Annotated in this window: 16 protein-coding genes and 1 riboswitch; of the genes, 13 read left to right on the top strand and 3 right to left on the bottom strand. The window is 70.2% G+C overall.

Features of this window, described 5'->3' with window-relative positions; genetic code table 11:
• From GEV10_28175 to gcvP, 5 genes are all read left to right on the top strand, one after another.
• Window positions 1-171 (top strand): FHA domain-containing protein (locus GEV10_28175; GenBank protein ID MQA82295.1); only part of this gene is annotated, 171 nt, incomplete at its 5' end.
• A gap of 26 nt (window positions 172-197) precedes the next feature.
• Window positions 198-872: a MerR family DNA-binding transcriptional regulator gene (locus GEV10_28170; GenBank protein MQA82294.1), complete on the top strand. Its 675-nt coding sequence runs from the start codon at window positions 198-200 to the stop codon at window positions 870-872.
• A gap of 159 nt (window positions 873-1,031) precedes the next feature.
• Window positions 1,032-1,532: a bifunctional nuclease family protein gene (locus GEV10_28165; protein MQA82293.1), complete on the top strand. Its 501-nt coding sequence runs from the start codon at window positions 1,032-1,034 to the stop codon at window positions 1,530-1,532.
• 275 nt (window positions 1,533-1,807) lie between these two features.
• Window positions 1,808-2,287 carry a MerR family transcriptional regulator gene (locus tag GEV10_28160; GenBank protein ID MQA82292.1) on the top strand — a complete coding sequence of 160 codons (480 nt, stop codon included), beginning with the start codon at window positions 1,808-1,810 and terminating at the stop codon, window positions 2,285-2,287.
• A 136-nt stretch (window positions 2,288-2,423) separates the two neighbouring features.
• Window positions 2,424-2,531: riboswitch (glycine riboswitch) on the top strand.
• A 120-nt stretch (window positions 2,532-2,651) separates the two neighbouring features.
• Window positions 2,652-5,495 carry an aminomethyl-transferring glycine dehydrogenase gene (gene gcvP, locus GEV10_28155; GenBank protein ID MQA82291.1) on the top strand — a complete coding sequence of 948 codons (2,844 nt, stop codon included), beginning with the start codon at window positions 2,652-2,654 and terminating at the stop codon, window positions 5,493-5,495.
• Window positions 5,496-5,522: 27 nt separating this feature from the next.
• Here gcvP and GEV10_28150 read toward each other — a convergent pair whose 3' ends face one another.
• Window positions 5,523-5,729, bottom strand: a complete 207-nt coding sequence (locus GEV10_28150; GenBank protein ID MQA82290.1) for a hypothetical protein — start codon at window positions 5,727-5,729, stop codon at window positions 5,523-5,525.
• A gap of 256 nt (window positions 5,730-5,985) precedes the next feature.
• Between GEV10_28150 and GEV10_28145 the strand changes: the two genes are divergently transcribed.
• The 3 genes from GEV10_28145 (at window position 5,986) to GEV10_28135 (ending at window position 8,510) form a co-directional block, all read left to right on the top strand.
• Entirely contained in the window at window positions 5,986-6,342 is a 357-nt protein-coding gene (locus tag GEV10_28145) for a hypothetical protein (GenBank protein ID MQA82289.1), read from the top strand.
• 61 nt (window positions 6,343-6,403) lie between these two features.
• Window positions 6,404-6,913 carry a hypothetical protein gene (locus tag GEV10_28140; protein MQA82288.1) on the top strand — a complete coding sequence of 170 codons (510 nt, stop codon included), beginning with the start codon at window positions 6,404-6,406 and terminating at the stop codon, window positions 6,911-6,913.
• 208 nt (window positions 6,914-7,121) lie between these two features.
• Complete coding sequence (locus tag GEV10_28135; GenBank protein ID MQA82287.1) at window positions 7,122-8,510, top strand: glutamate--cysteine ligase; 1,389 nt, start codon at window positions 7,122-7,124, stop codon at window positions 8,508-8,510.
• A gap of 108 nt (window positions 8,511-8,618) precedes the next feature.
• Here GEV10_28135 and GEV10_28130 read toward each other — a convergent pair whose 3' ends face one another.
• Window positions 8,619-9,197 (bottom strand): polyisoprenoid-binding protein, encoded by a 579-nt coding sequence (locus GEV10_28130; protein MQA82286.1) that lies wholly within the window; start codon window positions 9,195-9,197, stop codon window positions 8,619-8,621.
• A gap of 48 nt (window positions 9,198-9,245) precedes the next feature.
• Between GEV10_28130 and GEV10_28125 the strand changes: the two genes are divergently transcribed.
• Window positions 9,246-9,857 (top strand): MarR family transcriptional regulator, encoded by a 612-nt coding sequence (locus GEV10_28125; protein MQA82285.1) that lies wholly within the window; start codon window positions 9,246-9,248, stop codon window positions 9,855-9,857.
• Between the two features lie 12 nt (window positions 9,858-9,869).
• Here GEV10_28125 and GEV10_28120 read toward each other — a convergent pair whose 3' ends face one another.
• Window positions 9,870-10,511, bottom strand: a complete 642-nt coding sequence (locus GEV10_28120; GenBank protein MQA82284.1) for a MarR family transcriptional regulator — start codon at window positions 10,509-10,511, stop codon at window positions 9,870-9,872.
• On the opposite strand from GEV10_28120, the gene GEV10_28115 reads away from it, so the two are divergent.
• The 4 genes from GEV10_28115 (at window position 10,336) to GEV10_28100 (ending at window position 16,172) form a co-directional block, all read left to right on the top strand.
• A complete protein-coding gene (locus GEV10_28115) occupies window positions 10,336-11,766 on the top strand; it encodes an MFS transporter (GenBank protein MQA82283.1) in 1,431 nt (476 codons plus the stop codon). The two genes, GEV10_28120 and GEV10_28115, sit on opposite strands and share 176 nt — an antisense overlap.
• A gap of 95 nt (window positions 11,767-11,861) precedes the next feature.
• Complete coding sequence (locus GEV10_28110; protein ID MQA82282.1) at window positions 11,862-12,818, top strand: cation diffusion facilitator family transporter; 957 nt, start codon at window positions 11,862-11,864, stop codon at window positions 12,816-12,818.
• On the top strand, window positions 12,815-14,053 hold the full coding sequence (locus GEV10_28105) for an NAD(P)/FAD-dependent oxidoreductase (GenBank protein ID MQA82281.1): 1,239 nt from the start codon (window positions 12,815-12,817) through the stop codon (window positions 14,051-14,053). The genes GEV10_28110 and GEV10_28105 overlap by 4 nt, the downstream gene beginning before the upstream one ends.
• 70 nt (window positions 14,054-14,123) lie before the next feature.
• Window positions 14,124-16,172 (top strand): prolyl oligopeptidase family serine peptidase, encoded by a 2,049-nt coding sequence (locus GEV10_28100; GenBank protein ID MQA82280.1) that lies wholly within the window; start codon window positions 14,124-14,126, stop codon window positions 16,170-16,172.
• Window positions 16,173-16,310 lie beyond the last annotated feature (138 nt).

Here is a 16,310-nt window from a genome sequence, read left to right as displayed (position 1 = left end):
GAGTTCCGTCGTGCGGGCGGCGACTTCACGGTGGCCGACGTCGGCAGTCTCAACGGCACCTACGTCAACCGCGAGCGCATCGACTCCGCGCCGCTCACCGGTGGCGACGAGGTCATGATCGGGAAGTTCCGGCTGGTGTTCTTCGAGGCGCCGGGGGCTGGTGGGGAGTGAGCTCCGCGCTCCCGAATCGGGCGTACATGACCATCGGGGAGGTGCTGGCAAAGCTCCGCCCCGAGTTTCCCGACGTCACGATCTCGAAGATCAGGTTCCTCGAGTCCGAGGGACTGGTCGAGCCGGATCGCACCCCGTCGGGGTATCGCAAGTTCACGTACGCCGACCTCGAGCGCCTGCAGTACATCCTCGCCGCGCAGCGCGACCACTACCTGCCGCTGCGGGTCATCAGGGAGCAGCTCGACGCACTCGACGGCGACTCGCCGGTCGTCTCGACCAGGGGACCGCTGCCGGCCGGCGTCGCCCTTCCCGGGCCGGAGAAGTTCGCCGAACGCACCGTCACCCGCTTCTCCCGCGACGACCTCCTCACGGCCAGCGGACTGCTGTCCGACCAGCTCGACACGCTGGAGCAGTACGGCCTCGTCGCGCCGCTGCACGGCACCGTCAGTTACGACGAGGACGCCCTGCTCATCGCACGGACCATCGCCGAGCTCACCGCGTTCGGCATCGAGCCGCGGCACCTGCGGGGCTTCCGCGCGGCCGCCGACCGCGAGGTCGGGCTGGTGGAGCAGGTGCTGACCCCGATGCGTCGCAGTCGCGGCTCGGCCACCTCCGACGCCGACGAGACCGGTCGCGAGATCGCGGCCCTGTTCGTCCGGCTGCACGCGAGCCTGGTCAAGTTCCGACTGGGCCCTCGTTGAGGCCGGTCGGACCGATCAGCGGAACTGATACCTCATTGCACCCCCGGGGCATCCTGACCAATGGCGGCGATCCATGTAGGTTTGCTCGTGGAAGTGTTGCCCTCAACGGTCCACGACGTACGACTGGGCCTGCGACGATATCGGGGCGGTGAGCGCACGATGAACCGAATGGCCGTCGTGGGCGTCCGCGTAGAGATGCCCTCGCAACAACCCGTCCTCCTGCTGAAGGAAGAGGACGGCGAACGCTACCTGCCGATCTGGATCGGTCCTGTCGAAGCCAGCGCGATCGCGTACGCCCAGAACGGCATGACGCCTCCTCGGCCGCTCACGCACGACCTGTTACGCAACCTGCTCGAGGCGTTCCAGGTGAGCCTGGCGGAGGTCCGCATCGTGGAAGTCCGTGACGGCACCTTCTACGCCGATCTCGTCTTCTCCAACGGCGTCGAGCTCAGTGCCCGTCCGTCCGACTCCGTCGCGCTCGCCCTCCGCACCGGGGCGGCCATCGTCTGCACCGAGGACGTCCTGGCCGCCGAGGGTGTGGCGATGCCGGGGGAGCAGGAGGACGAGGTGGAGAAGTTCCGCGAGTTCCTCGACACGATCACGCCGGAGGACTTCGGCCGGCACCTCGGCGACACGCCTCCCGGGTCCTCGCCCGGCTGAGGCGCCGACGACGGGACTCACCCTCGACCTCAAGTTGAGGGTGAGATTTCGGGCGACGCGCCGACCCGCTCTGTTGACCCGCCGCCACCGACGACTTACCGTCCACGTGTAGCTACGTTCACCCATGTAGTTACACCGGGGTAGTCACACAGCCGGAGGTCCGAGTGGCAGCAAGCGGCGACAAGGCAGAGGGTGCCGTCACCGAGCAGGTGCGTCGGCAGGCTGCCGAGCAGGGGCTGCTCTTCGACGGGCCCGCTCCGGCGATCCCCGAGCAGATGGGCTTTCGCGGGCCGGCGGCCTGCAGCGCTGCCGGGATCAGCTACCGCCAGCTCGACTACTGGGCCCGCACCGGGCTCGTCTCGCCGACCGTGCGCTCGGCGCACGGGTCAGGCAGCCAGCGGCTGTACGGCTTCCGCGACGTCGTCGTCCTCAAGGTCGTCAAGCGACTTCTCGACGCCGGCGTGTCCCTCCACCAGATCAGGACAGCCGTCGAGCACCTGCGCGACCAGGGCGTCGACAACCTCTCCCAGGTCACGCTGATGAGCGACGGCGCCACCGTGTACGAGTGCACGTCCGCCGACGAGGTCGTCGACCTGCTCCAGGGCGGGCAGGGCGTCTTCGGCATCGCGCTCGGCGGTGTCTGGCGCGAGGTCGAGGGCACGCTGGCCGAGCTGCCCGGCGAGCTGCCGGCCGAGGATGTCGAGTCCGACCCGCGCGACGAGCTCGCCCAGCGCCGCGCGTACCGCACCGCGTAACTCCGCACGTCTGTCAGAGCCTCAGCGCGCCAGAGCATGCTGGGGCTCTGACGACGTCGTGTGACGGCGGGAGACACGCCGCGGGGTGTCCGGCGCCATCGGCGTCTCGGATGTCGGTATCGTGGGTCCAGGTCACCGTCTCCACGTGGGAGAGACCCGAGGTCGTCGTGACACCGCGACCGAGGGCGCCGAAGGGGCAACCCATCCCCGGAAACTCTCAGGCACCCACGACCACGTGCGAGCGACTGCTCTGGAGCCGCCGCCCCCGGCGGCGACAGATCGGGGACGCCAGCACTGCCGATGATCAGCCAAGCGGCACTGGCGGCTTCGACAGTCGCCTGCGCCGGAGTGGGAGGAGACCCTCGTGACAGACCGCCCGTCGATCGCAGATCTGCATACCGGGTGGCAGTTCGTCGACAGGCACGTCGGCATCGACGCACACGCCGAGGCGCGCATGCTCAAGACGATCGGTCGGCCGAGTGTCGACGAGCTCGTGACGGCCGCACTGCCCGAGGACATCCGCGACACCACGGGCCTCGACCTGCCGCCCGCCTCCTCCGAGGCCGAGGCGCTCGGGGAGCTGCGCGCGATGGCGGCGCGCAACACGGTGCTGACCTCGATGATCGGTCTCGGCTACTACGGCACGATCACCCCGCCGGTGATCCGTCGCAACGTCCTCGAGGACCCGTCCTGGTACACCGCCTACACCCCGTACCAGCCGGAGATCTCCCAGGGCCGGCTCGAGGCGCTCGTCAACTTCCAGACGATGATCGCCGACCTCACCGCCCTGCCGTACGCGAACGCGTCGCTGCTCGACGAGTCGACCGCGGCGGCCGAGGCGATGTCGCTGGCGCGGCGCAGCGTGCGCGGCGCCGGCTCGTTCCTCGTCGACGCCGACTGCCTGCCGCAGACCATCGCGGTCGTGCGTACGCGCGCGGAGGCGGCCGGCATCGACGTCACGGTCGCCGACCTGTCCGGCGGCGAGCTGCCCGCCGGTGACTACTTCGGCGTCCTCGTGCAGTACCCGGGCACCTCGGGTGCCGTTCGCGACCTAACGGCCGTGGCCACCGCCGCGCGCGAGCGCGGCGCGCTGACGATCGTCGCCGCCGACCTGCTCGCCCTCACCCTGCTGGCCGCTCCCGGCGACTCCGGCGCCGACATCGCCGTCGGCACCACCCAGCGCTTCGGCATGTCGATGGGGTACGGCGGCCCGCACGCCGGCTACCTGGCCGTACGCAACGGCCTCCAGCGCTCGCTGCCCGGCCGGCTCGTCGGGGTGTCCGTCGACGCCGACGGCGCGCGGGCGTACCGCCTCGCGCTGCAGACCCGCGAGCAGCACATCCGCCGTGAGAAGGCCACGAGCAACATCTGCACGGCGCAGGTCCTGCCTGCCGTCATCGCGAGCATGTACGCCGTCTACCACGGCCCGGAGGGACTCCGGCGCATCGCGCAGCGCGTGCACCGCTACGCCGCCGTCCTCGCGGCGGGTCTCGCCGACAGCGGCGTCGAGGTCGTGCACGAGCACTTCTTCGACACGGTGCTGGTGCGGGTGCCAGGCGGCGCGGTGGCCGTGGTCGAGCGTGCGCGGGCGCGCGGGGTCAACCTGCGCCTGGTCGACGACGACCACGTCGGCGTCGCGTGTGACGAGGTCACCGTCTCCGCGCACGTCGAGACGATCTGGGCGGCGTTCGGCATCACCACCCACCGGGTCGAGGCGCTCGACCCGTCCACGGAGGACTCGGTCCCCGCGGCCCTGGCCAGGGAGTCCGAGTACCTCACCCACCCGGTCTTCGCGAGCCACCGCTCGGAGACCGCGATGCTGCGCTACCTGCACCGCCTCTCGGCCAAGGACTACGCGCTCGACCGGGGCATGATCCCGCTCGGGTCGTGCACGATGAAGCTCAACGCCGCGGCCGAGATGGAACCGATCACCTGGCCCGGCTGGGCCGACGTCCACCCGTACGCACCTGCCGAGCAGACCGCCGGCTACCGCCAGCTGATCGAGCAGCTCTCCGCGTGGCTGACCGAGATCACCGGCTACGACGCGGTGTCGCTGCAGCCCAACGCCGGTAGCCAGGGCGAGCTCGCCGGCCTCCTCGCGATCCGCGGCTACCACCGCGCCGCCGGCGATCTCGAGCGCGACGTCTGCCTCATCCCATCCTCGGCGCACGGCACCAACGCCGCGAGCGCGGTCATGGCCGGCATGCGCGTCGTGGTCGTCGGCTGCGACGACTCGGGCAACGTCGACCTCGACGACCTGCGGGCCAAGCTCGCGGCCCACGAGGGCAGGGTCGCCGCGATCATGATCACGTACCCCTCCACGCACGGGGTCTACGAGCAGACCGTCACCGAGCTGTGCGCGCTCGTGCACGAGGCCGGGGGACAGGTCTACGTCGACGGCGCCAACCTCAACGCCCTGCTCGGTCTCGCCAAGCCGGGCAAGTTCGGCGGCGATGTCAGCCACCTCAACCTGCACAAGACGTTCTGCATCCCGCACGGTGGCGGCGGTCCCGGCGTGGGACCCGTCGCGGCGCGCGCACACCTCGCGCCCTACCTGCCGCAGGACGACACCCCGATCGCCGGCGCGCCGTTCGGCTCCGCCGGGATTCTGCCGATCACGTGGGCGTACATCAAGATGATGGGCGGACCGGGACTCACCCGGGCCACGATGGCCGCCGTGCTCGCCGCCAACTACGTCGCCCACCGGCTCGCGCCGCACTACCCCGTGCTCTACACCGGCCGCGACGGCCTCGTCGCGCACGAGTGCATCGTCGACCTGCGCCAGCTCACCAAGAGCAGCGGGGTGACGGTCGACGACGTCGCCAAGCGGCTCGTCGACTACGGGTTCCACGCGCCGACGATGTCGTTCCCGGTCGCCGGCACCCTGATGATCGAGCCGACCGAGAGCGAGGACATCGGCGAGCTCGACAGGTTCTGCGACGCGATGATCGCGATCAGGAACGAGATCGACCGGGTGGCCGCGGGGGAGTGGCCGAGCGACGACAACCCGCTGCGCAACGCACCGCACACGGCCGAGTGCCTGGTCGAGGAGTGGGAGCACCCGTACTCACGGGAGGTGGCCGCCTACCCGGTGCCCGACACCCGGGTGGCGAAGTACTGGTCACCGGTACGCCGGATCGACCAGGCGTACGGCGACCGCAACCTCGTCTGCTCCTGCCCGCCCCTGGAGGAGCTCGCCGAGGGATAGAAAGCGGCGCGTCGACCGGTGAGTCGGTCAGGCCGCGGTGGTCGCCCGCGGTCCGTCGGTCGGACGGTGCGGGGCGACGACCCCGCCGTCAGGCAACAGCTCTCCGGTGTCGTCGAACAAGACGATGCCGTTGCACAGCAGGCTCCACCCCTGCTCGGGGTGGGTGGCCACAGTCCTGGCCGCTTCGCGATCGAAGGCGCCGGCCTCGGGACAGTGCGGCTCGTGGGCGCACATCGGCGTGTTCCCCCAGCTTCTCGTCAACTCGTGTTGTACGGACACTCCCATTGTGGCGCACATCACCCGGCGACGGGGGACGGCCCCCGGTGTGTTGGGGGGTTTGCCACCCAATCGTGACCGCCGCGGTGATTCTTTCCCCAAGTCCGACCGCGACATATCGCGTCTGCGGTATAACGGAACCGTGGACGCCGACCGTGGGACCAGCGCGAATCCCCGTACCCCTGCGCAACGATTCCCCGCCCATCACCGCACGATCACGCCACGTGAGGAGACGGCTACGGGTGCCGATCTGCGGGCCTCCCTGGAGGCCAGGCGCGAGCTGGGCGAGGAGTACGAGGGCGCCCTCGTCGAGGGGTTCATCGAGCGCCTCGAGCAGACCATCGACGCGCGGGTCGACGCGCGGGTGGCCGAACGCCACCACGGGGCCGCGCCGGAACAGTCCGGCCTGGACGGCAACCAGCTCGCCCTGGGCATCGTCACGACCGCGATCGCCGTCCCGCTGACGGCCATCGTCGCCGTGGGCGCAGGGGGCGGTGTCCTCGGCGCGATCATCGTCTGGATCGGTATCGCGATCGTCAACATCGCCGCCGCCCTGAGCAAGCGCCGCTGACCCGCACGCCGGGCCGGCACCGGCGGCCGGTGCTGATGGCCGGTGCTGGTAGAAAGTGACCGTGCCGATTCCGAATCCCTTCCGCCGGCCCGACGAGGGCGCCACGCGGCAGTACGCCGCCGACCGCGAGCTCGCGGCCACGTTCGACGACCTCCTCGACGTCGCCGACGACGCCCTGGCTCGGCTGCGTCGCCTGTCCGTGAGCAGTCGCGACATCGGCGAGCTGCGCACGGCGCGGCTCGCGGCGGAGAAGGCGCTCCTCGACGCGGTCCACGCGGCCGAGGCGGGGAAGCGCAGCACCGCCGGCGTCGACACCTACGGCGACCGCATCGCCATGCGCAAGGCGCGGGCACGTACCGAGGTCGCTCGATGGGTCCGCCGGGAGCGCGACCTGCGCACGCGCCGCGAGATGCTCAAGCTGCGCAACGCCGCGACGCCCGGCACGCTGGTGCCGGCCTCCGTGCGGGTCGACTCGACCGGTGCGTTCGGCCCGCACGTCTTCGGCATGGAGGCGTTGCCCGGCACCCTGCGGGCCGGCGTCGACCTCGGGGCCGTTCTCGGCGACCGCTGAGCCCGTCGTCCCTGCGTGGTTCACCTGCTGTACGTCGTGGGCGCAAACGGATCGTGAGCGCGCGGCGACGGACTAGTCTTGGTGTCGACCGCTCGCCGGCCGGGAGGTGACCCTCGTGGGTCGTGACGTCGACGCAACAGTCTTCACACGCGAGGACCGGCAGCGGTACCGGCAGAAGGTCCGTCGCTGCCTCGACGTCCTCGCCCGGATGCTGTCGGACTTCCGGTTCGAGCACGAGCGCCCGCTCACCGGGCTCGAGATCGAGTTCAACCTCGTCGACGCGTCGTACGACCCGGCGATGCGCAACGAGCGGGTGCTCGAGCTGATCGAGAACCCCGCGTTCCAGACCGAGCTCGGCCAGTTCAACATCGAGACCAACGTCGACCCGCGGCAGATCGCGGGCGACGGCCTGGCGTCGTACGAGAACGACGTGCGGGCCAGCCTCAACGTCGCGGAGGACCGCGCGAACAAGGACGACACGCACATCGTCATGGTGGGCATCCTGCCGACGCTGATGCAGCGGCACATGGGTGTCGAGACGTTCTCCGGCAACCCCCGCTACAAGCTGCTCAACGAGCAGATCCTCGCCGCGCGGGGCGAGGACGTGCACATCAACATCAGCGGTCCCGAGCGACTGCGGATGTACTCCGACACGATCATGCCGGAGGCGGCGTGCACCAGCGTGCAACTGCACCTGCAGGTGTCGCCGGAGTCGTTCGCCGAGTACTGGAACGCCTCGCAGACCGTCGCCTCGATCCAGCTCGCTCTCGGCGCGAACTCACCGTTCCTCTTCGGCCGCCAGCTGTGGCACGAGACCCGCATCGCGTTGTTCGAGCAGGCCACCGACACGCGTCCGGAAGAGCTCAAGGCGCAGGGTGTGCGGCCCCGCGTCTGGTTCGGCGAGCGCTGGATCACCTCGATCTTCGACCTGTTCGAGGAGAACGTCCGCTACTTCCCTGCGCTGCTGCCCATCTGCGACGACGAAGACCCCGTCGAGGTGCTCGAACGCGGCGACACCCCCGAGCTCGCCGAGCTGCGGCTGCACAACGGCACGATCTACCGATGGAACAGGCCGATCTACGACGTCGTGCTCGGCCGTCCACACCTGCGGGTCGAGAACCGCGTCCTGCCGGCCGGGCCGACCATCGTCGACATCATGGCCAACGCCGCGTTCTACTTCGGCCTGGTGCACCACCTCGCCGAGGCCGACCGGCCGGTGTGGTCGCAGATGTCGTTCAGCGCCGCCGAGGAGAACTTCCACGCCGCGGCACGCGACGGCATCGAGGCGCGGGTCTACTGGCCGGGCGTCGGCGAGGTGCTCGCGACCGAGCTGGTGCTGCGCCGGCTGCTGCCGTGGGCGTCGGCGGGTCTCGACGCCTGGGGCGTCGACGCCGGCCTTCGCGACAAGCTGCTCGGCATCATCGAGCAGCGGTGCCTCACCGGTCGCAACGGCGCGACCTGGCAACGCGACACGCTGCGCCGGGTCGAGCGCGACAACCACCTCGAACGACCCGACGCGCTGCGCGAGACGTTGCGCCGCTACTGCACGCACATGCACACCAACGAGCCGGTGCACACCTGGCCCGTCGAACCGTGAGGCGCCTGGCCGGCAGGGTGTGACGCCCCTGCCGGGAGACACGTGAGGGGCACCCTCACCGTGTTCTGGCACGGTGAGGGTGCCCCTCACGGGAGTCGCTCCTGCGGGTCAGGCCTGCTCGTCCTGCTGCAGGACGGCCTCGACCTCGATGGTGATCTCCACCTTGTCGCCGAGCAGCGACTTGTCGCCGCCGGGGAGGGGGATGTTGAAGTCGACGCCGTAGTCCTTGCGGCTGATCGACGTCGTCGCCGAGAAGCCGGCCCGCAGCCCGCCCCACGGGTCGATCCCGGTGCCGTTGAACTCGACCGCGAGCGACACGGACCTGGTGACGTCGGTCACCGTCAGGTCGCCGTCCAGGACGTAGTCGTCGCCGTCGCGGCGCAGACCCGTCGAGGTGAAGGTCAGCACGGGGTACTTCTCGACGTCGAGGATCTCGGCCGAGCGGAGGTGGCCGTCACGCTGCTCGTTCCTGGTGTCCACCGACGATGCCTGGATCTCGACGCTCACCTTCGACGCCTCCGCCGTCTCGCCGACGACGATGGTGCCGTCGACGTCGTTGAACGCGCCGCGCACCTTCGCCATCAGGTGCCGAATGGCGAAGCCGACCTCGGTGTGCGCCGGGTCGATGGTCCAGGTGCCGGCGACGAGACCGGCGGCAGCGGTGTCAACCGCGCCCTTCGATGTCATGCTTCCTCCGATACGTAGTGGCCGAATCACGGGTACGGTAGACACAAGATGATTGAGCGGTCAACTATTCCCACCGGGGACGAAATCCCGCCTCCCCGGGCGCGCGAAGGGACTACCGTGAGAGGCGTGGCAGAGTTCGAATGGCTGGACGACCAGCAGCAACGCGACTGGCGGCGCTACCTGCTCGGCAGCCTGATGCTCACCGAGCGCCTCGACCGTGACCTGCGGCAACGTCACGATCTCTCGCTGGCCGAGTACGAGGTGCTCGTCCGGCTGTCCGAGGCCGACGACCGCAGCCTCCGGATGGCCGAGCTCGCGGAGTTCAGCAACCAGTCACGCAGCCGCCTGTCGCACACCGTCGACCGGCTGCAGAAGGACGGCCTCGTCGTCCGGGACCACTGCGACGTCGACCGCAGGGGAGTCTGGGCGCGCCTCACCGACACCGGCTTCGCCCGGCTCGAGGAGGCGGCGTACACCCACGTCGCCGGGGTGCGGGAATACCTGGTCGAGACGGTGGGGCCTACGGACTTCACTGCACTCGGTCGCGCATTCCAGGCGGTAGTCGACCGCCTGTCCGGCGGCGATCCCGCCGCCGAGCGCTGCATCGAGGCCGGCAGCACGTCACCGTCCACGCCCGTACGGAGCGCGGCAGTCTCGTAGAGGCGGGTACACCTACGGTCGGTCCGGTGGCGGAGGGCCGGTGGAGCCGCCGTGGACGCGTAGCTCCTCGGCCAGCGCCTCCAGCGCCGGCAGGGCGTCGACGACCTTGGTCACCGCGTCGGCGGGGAGTCGGTCGAGGCACTGGGCGATGACCTGCGAGCGTCGCAGCCGAACACGGTCGAACAGCACGTCGCCCGCCTCGGTCACCTCCACCATGACGGCCCGCTGGTCGGTGGGCGCCGGGCGTTTGCGGATCAGCTCCCACTCGGTGAGCTTGCCGATCACCCGCGACAGCATGGTCGGGTTGAGATGCTCGAGCTCGGTGAGCTCGGCGAGACCCAGGGGACCGCGTGCCGAGATGAGCCCGAGCACCGATGCCTGCGTCGGGGTGAGTCCCTCGCCGGTCGCGGTGGTGTTGAGTTGCCGCGCGAGCCGGCCGATGACGGCTCGCATGCGGATGAGCGTGTCGGTGTCCACGATGACCGAACCCCTTCGTTGCCTGCCGGCAAGCAAAGTACTATGGCTGTCTGTGAGATCAGCGACGGGTGGGGGCGAACCACACCCTCGTCGCAGGATCGTCTTCGCGATCGTGTCGCTGGCGCTGTTCATGGCGTCGGTCGACCAGACCATCGTCGCCACGGCGCTGACGGCCATCCAGCGAGACCTCGACGCGCCGCTCAACTGGAGCGCCTGGACGATCACCATCTACGCGCTGGGGCAGATCGTCGCGATGCCGCTCGCCGGCAAGATCAGCGACCAGTACGGCCGCAAGAAGGTCTTCCTCCTCGCCGCCGCGCTCTTCACCGTCGCCTCGCTGTGCTGCGGTCTGGTGAACGACATCTACCTGCTCGTGGTGTGCCGCGCGTTGCAGGCGCTGGGCGGTGGGGCGTTCATGCCGTCCGCCACCGGCATCGTCGCCGACCAGTTCGGCCGGGGGAGGGATCGCGCGATCGGCATGTTCGCGAGCATCTTCCCGATCGGCGGGATCGTCGGGCCGATCATCGGCAGCGTGGTCGTTACGTACTGGTCGTGGCGCGAGGTCTTCCTCGTCAACGTCCCGGTAGGCATCGCCCTCATCGCGCTGGGGCTGGTCTTCATCCCGCACAGCCCACCCAAGGTCACCGGCAAGACCGATGTCCGGGGGGTACTGCTCCTCGTCCTCCTCATCCTGTCGCTCATGTACGGCATCACCTCGCTCGGCGCCGCCGGCAGCAGCCCGCTCGACCCGGTGTTCCTTGTGTCCGAGGCGTTCGCGGTCGTCATGGCCGTGCTCTTCGCCCGGCACACCAGGAGGGTCGCGGAGCCGTTCATCCCGCCGCAGCTGTTGCGGGGTAAGGGCTTCGCGGTGATGAACGTGATCAACCTGTTGTACGGCACCGCGGCCATGGGACTGGGGGCGCTCGTCCCGCTGTACGCCGAGCATCGGTTCGCCATGCCGGCGCTGGAGGCGGGCACGCTGCTGACGGCCAGAGCCATCGGCATGATCTCCATCGCCAGCATCGCCGTCCTCGCGCTGCGGCGGACGGGCTACCGGCTGCCGATGCTCGTGGGCTTCATCCTCGTCGCGGGCGGCATGCTCGCCATGGCGCTGCATCCGGTGGGCATGTCGCCGTACCTGTGGCTCGCGATCGCGGCGGGAGCGACCGGCGTCGGCATGGGCATGTCGGTGCCGGCCGCGAACAACGCGAGCCTGCAGCTCGCACCGGAGCAGGTCGCCGCCATCGCCGGGCTGCGCGGCATGTTCCGGCAGTCCGGCGCCATCGTGGCCGTGTCGATGACGACGGCGATCGTCGCGCGGAGCGGCGACCCGGGGGCGACCCTCGGGCACGCCTTCATGATCTTCGCCGCGATGCTCGTCTGCATCCTCCCGCTCATCCGCGCGGTGCCCGACCACCGAGGCACGTGGTAGGGCGATGGCGACCCTCCCGTCGACAGGAGGCATCCTTGACAGTGCACAGGCGCGGGAGTACTGCTGAACACCTGCTCATACGTCCGGGAGGTCCGTTGAGCGAGGGTCGTGGCCACGACCACGGCGTCGACGCGAATGCCGACAAGAGGTACCTCGGGCTGGCCCTGACGCTGATCCTCGGCTTCATGGCGGTCGAGGTGGTGGTCGGTGTCGTCGCCTCGTCGCTGGCCCTGATCACCGACGCCGGCCACATGCTGACCGACGCCGTCGCGATCGTGCTCGCCCTCGTCGCGCTGCGACTCGCCGTCCGCCCGGCGCGCGGGTCGTACACCTACGGCCTCAAGCGTGCCGAGATCCTGTCGGCCCAGGCCAATGGCATCACCTTGCTGCTGCTCGTCGGGTACTTCACCTACGAGGCCATCCGGCGGCTCGTCGACCCGCCCGACGTCGAAGGCGGGCTGGTGCTCGTGACGGCGCTCGTGGGCATCGTCGTCAACCTCGGCGCGGTGATGCTGCTCCGCCGCGCCAACCGCCGCAGCCTCAACGTCGAGGGCGCCTTCCAGCACATCCTGAACGACCTCTACGCGTTCGTCGGCACCGCGGTCGCCGGCGGCGTCGTGGTGCTGACCGGATGGACCAGGGCCGACGCGATCGCGGCGCTCGTCGTGGCGTGCCTCATGGCGAAGGCGGGCTACGGGCTCATCCGCGAGTCCGGCCGGGTGTTCCTCGAGGCGGCGCCCCGCGGCCTCGACCCCGGAAGGGTCGAGGCCGACCTGGTGGCGATGCCGGGCGTCGTCGGCGTCCACGACCTGCATGTCTGGGAGGTCACGTCGGGCTTCCCCGCGCTGTCGGCGCACGTGCTCGTGACACCGGACCGCGACTGCCACGAGACGCGTGTCGCCGCCGAACGCGTGCTCGGTGACCGGTACGGCATCGCCCACACCACGCTCCAGGTCGACCACCGCGACACCCGTCAGGCACTGCCCACACCGACCCTGCGCACGACCGGCGGCACCGACCGCCGTCCCGTACCCGAGAGGACACCAGAGTGACCAGCGAGCAGACCTTCGTCGTCGTCGGAGCGAGCCTCACCGCGGCGAAGACGGCCCAACGCCTGCGCAAGGACGGGTTCGCCGGCCGGGTGATCCTCGTCGGTGCCGAACGCGAGCGTCCGTACGAGCGGCCGCCGCTGTCCAAGGGCTACCTCCTCGGCAAGGAGGAGCGCGACTCGATCTACGTGCACGAGGAGAGCTGGTACGCCGACAACTCCGTCGAGCTCCTCCTCGGCCGTCGGGCGGTCCGGCTCGACGTCGGCGCCCACGAGGTCGAGCTCGCCGACGGCGAGCGGCTGGCGTACACGAAGGTCCTGCTCGCCACCGGGTCGTCGCCACGCAAGCTGCGACTTCCCGGCACGGACCTCGACGGCGTGCACTACCTGCGCACCGTGGGGAACTCCGAACGGCTGCGCGACACCATCCGCGCCGGTGGCCGGGTGGTCGTCGTCGGCGGCGGCTGGATCGGTCTGGAGACCGCGGCGGCCGCTCGGCAGCACGGGTGCGACGTGACGATCGTCGAGCCGCAGGCGGCGCCCCTGCGGGCAGCGCTCGGCGACCGGCTCGGCGGCTTCTTCGCCGACGTCCACCGCGCGCAGGGCGTCGACGTCAGGCTCGACACGACCGTCACCGAGGTGCGCGGCTCCTCGGGTCGGGTCTCGGCCGTGGTCACCGGCGACGGCACCGAGCTCGCGGCCGACGCCGTGGTCATCGGCGTCGGGGTCGAGCCGCGCACCGAGCTCGCGGGTGACGCCGGCCTCGCGGTCGACGACGGCGTGGTGGTCGACGCGGGCCTGCGCACCGAGCAACCCGACGTCTACGCCGCCGGCGACGTCGCCCGCAGCCACTACCCGAGGTACGGGCGCGGCCTGCGCGTCGAGCACTGGGCCAACGCCGTGCGCAGCGCGCCCGTCGCGGCCCGGTCGATGATGGGCGAGCAGGTCGCGTACGACCGCGTGCCGTACTTCTTCTCCGACCAGTACGACGTCGGCATGGAGTTCTCCGGGTGGTTCGCGCCGGACGGGTTCGACGACATCGTGGTCAGGGGCGATGTCGAGGCCAAGGCGTTCCAGGCGTTCTGGCTGGCGGGCGGTCGCGTGGTCGCGGGACTGCACGTGAACAGGTGGGACGACGGGGTCAAGCCGATCGAGAAGCTCATCACCGGTGGCACCGCCGTCGATCCCGGACAGCTGGCCGACCCGTCGGTCGCGCTCGCCGATCTCGCGGGCGACTGAGGCACCTCCGCGGACGGTCCTGCAGCCGGCGGCTTGTACCTTGGCGTGCGTGACCGACACTGCATCCGCGATCCCTCCCGTCGCCAAGCGCGTGCCCACCACCCGTTCCGTCCACGGCGACGACGTCGTCGACGAGTACGCGTGGCTGCTCGATCGTGACGATCCCGACACCGAGGCGTACCTCGAAGCCGAGAACACGTATTGCGACGAGCGCACCGCACACCTGAACGAGCTGCGCGAGGCGATCTTCGGCGAGATCAAGTCGCGCACGCAGGAGACCGATCTCTCCGTCCCCGTCCGCCGCGGGGAGTGGTGGTACTACACCCGTACCCAGGAGGGCAGGCAGTACGCGATCCACTGCCGCAGCAGGCAGGAGGACGGCGAGGGCGAGCAGGTCATGCTCGACCAGAACGAGCTCGCCGGTGAGGCCGACTACTTCGCGCTCGGCGTGTTCAGCGTGAGCCCCGACGGTCGGCTGCTCGCGTACGCGACCGACCACGACGGCGGCGAGAAGTACACCCTGCGGTTCCGTGACCTCGAGACGGGTGCGGACCTCGCCGACGAGATCACCGGGGTCTCCTACGGTGCGGCCTGGTCGCTCGACGGCTCGACGTTCTTCTACACGACCCTCGACGCGGCGATGCGCCCGGACCGCGCGTGGCGGCACCGGCTCGGCACGACCCAGGCCGACGACGACCTCGTCCACCAGGAGGACGACGAACGCTACTTCGTCGGCCTGCAGCTCACCAGGAGCAAGGCCTACGTGCTGCTGCACCTGGGGAGCAAGGTCACGAGCGAGGTGCGCTTCCTCCCCTCGGACCGGCCGGACGGGGAGTTCGAGGTCTTCGCGCCGCGACGGCAGGGCGTCGAGTACGGCGTCGAGCACGCCGGTGACTGGTTCTACGTCATGCACAACGACGGGGCGGCGAACTTCGCGCTCGCCCGCACGCCCGTCGCCGCCACCGACCGTGCGCACTGGGAGCCCGTGCTGCCACACCGCGACGACACGCGTCTGGAGGACGTCGCAGCGTTCACCGGCCACCTCGTCGTCGGCCTGCGGAGGAACGGGCTCACCGGCCTGCGGGTGCTTCCCGTCGACGGCGACACGGTCGGCGAGGGCCACGACGTCGCCTTCGAGGAGCCGGTCTACACCGTCGGCGGGGGAGGCAACCCGGAGTTCGACACGACGACGTTCAGGTACGTCTACGGCTCGCTCGTGACACCGACGAGCGTGTACGACTACGACGTCGCGTCGCGCTCGCACGAGCTGAAGAAGCGGACGCCGGTCCTCGGCGACTTCGACCCCGAGGCGTACTCGAGCGCGCGCGAGTGGGCGACCGCGCCCGACGGCACTCAGGTGCCGATCTCACTGGTCTGGCGCGAGGGCACGCCGCGCGACGGCTCGGCGCCGTGCCTGCTCTACGGCTACGGCTCCTACGAGCACAGCATCGACCCGATGTTCTCGATCCCGCGGCTGTCGCTGCTCGACCGCGGCTTCGTCTACGCGGTCGCGCACATCCGCGGCGGCGGCGAGATGGGCCGCCACTGGTACGAGAACGGCAAGTTCGAGCACAAGCGCAACACGTTCACCGACTTCGTCGCGTGCGCCGAGCACCTGGCCGAGCAGAGGTGGACGTCGTTCGACCGCATCGTCGCGCGGGGCGGCAGCGCGGGCGGCCTGCTGATGGGCGCCGTCGCCAACCTTGCGCCCGACAGGTTCCGCGGCATCCTCGCCCAGGTGCCGTTCGTCGACGCGCTCAACACGATCCTCGATCCCTCGCTGCCGCTCACGGTCATCGAGTGGGAGGAGTGGGGCAACCCGGTCGAGAGCGCCGACATGTACCAGTACATGAAGGCGTACAGCCCGTACGAGAACGTCGAGGCGAAGGACTACCCGGCCATCTTCGCGACCGCCGGCCTCAACGACCCGCGGGTCGGCTACCACGAGCCCGCGAAATGGGTGGCCCGGCTGCGCACGATGAGCACCGGCGACAACGAGCTGCTGCTGAAGACCGAGATGGGTGCGGGGCACGGCGGCAAGTCCGGACGCTACGACGCGTGGCGCGACGAGGGCCTGTACCTCGCCTGGGCGATCGACGTGGTGGGCGCAAAGTACTAGCTACTTCGACCTGAAAAAGTCGCAGCGTGGCGGTCGATGATGTGGTGGCTGGTGGTGGAGAGGATGGCCTCGAACCCTTGGGCTAGAAGGGATCGAGGCCATCGTGTTCAGAACTGTAAACGATCAGCCGACGTTGTG

The sequence above is a fragment of the Streptosporangiales bacterium genome (assembly GCA_009379955.1).
In the GTDB taxonomy this organism is placed as follows: domain Bacteria; phylum Actinomycetota; class Actinomycetes; order Streptosporangiales; family WHST01; genus WHST01.
This window is presented reverse-complemented; position numbering and strand designations above follow the sequence as displayed.

What these genes read in the sequence shown, in the direction of transcription:
- GEV10_28170 (MQA82294.1), top strand. Translation starts at nt 198, where the DNA reads ATGACCATCGGGGAGGTGCTGGCAAAGCTCCGCCCCGAGTTTCCCGAC.
- GEV10_28165 (MQA82293.1), top strand. Translation starts at nt 1,032, where the DNA reads ATGAACCGAATGGCCGTCGTGGGCGTCCGCGTAGAGATGCCCTCGCAA.
- GEV10_28160 (MQA82292.1), top strand. Translation starts at nt 1,808, where the DNA reads ATGGGCTTTCGCGGGCCGGCGGCCTGCAGCGCTGCCGGGATCAGCTAC.
- GEV10_28150 (MQA82290.1), bottom strand. Translation starts at nt 5,729, where the DNA reads ATGTGCGCCCACGAGCCGCACTGTCCCGAGGCCGGCGCCTTCGATCGC.
- GEV10_28135 (MQA82287.1), top strand. Translation starts at nt 7,122, where the DNA reads ATGCTGTCGGACTTCCGGTTCGAGCACGAGCGCCCGCTCACCGGGCTC.
- GEV10_28130 (MQA82286.1), bottom strand. Translation starts at nt 9,197, where the DNA reads ATGACATCGAAGGGCGCGGTTGACACCGCTGCCGCCGGTCTCGTCGCC.
- GEV10_28125 (MQA82285.1), top strand. Translation starts at nt 9,246, where the DNA reads ATGATTGAGCGGTCAACTATTCCCACCGGGGACGAAATCCCGCCTCCC.
- GEV10_28115 (MQA82283.1), top strand. Translation starts at nt 10,336, where the DNA reads ATGACCGAACCCCTTCGTTGCCTGCCGGCAAGCAAAGTACTATGGCTG.
- GEV10_28120 (MQA82284.1), bottom strand. Translation starts at nt 10,511, where the DNA reads ATGGCCGTCAGCGCCGTGGCGACGATGGTCTGGTCGACCGACGCCATG.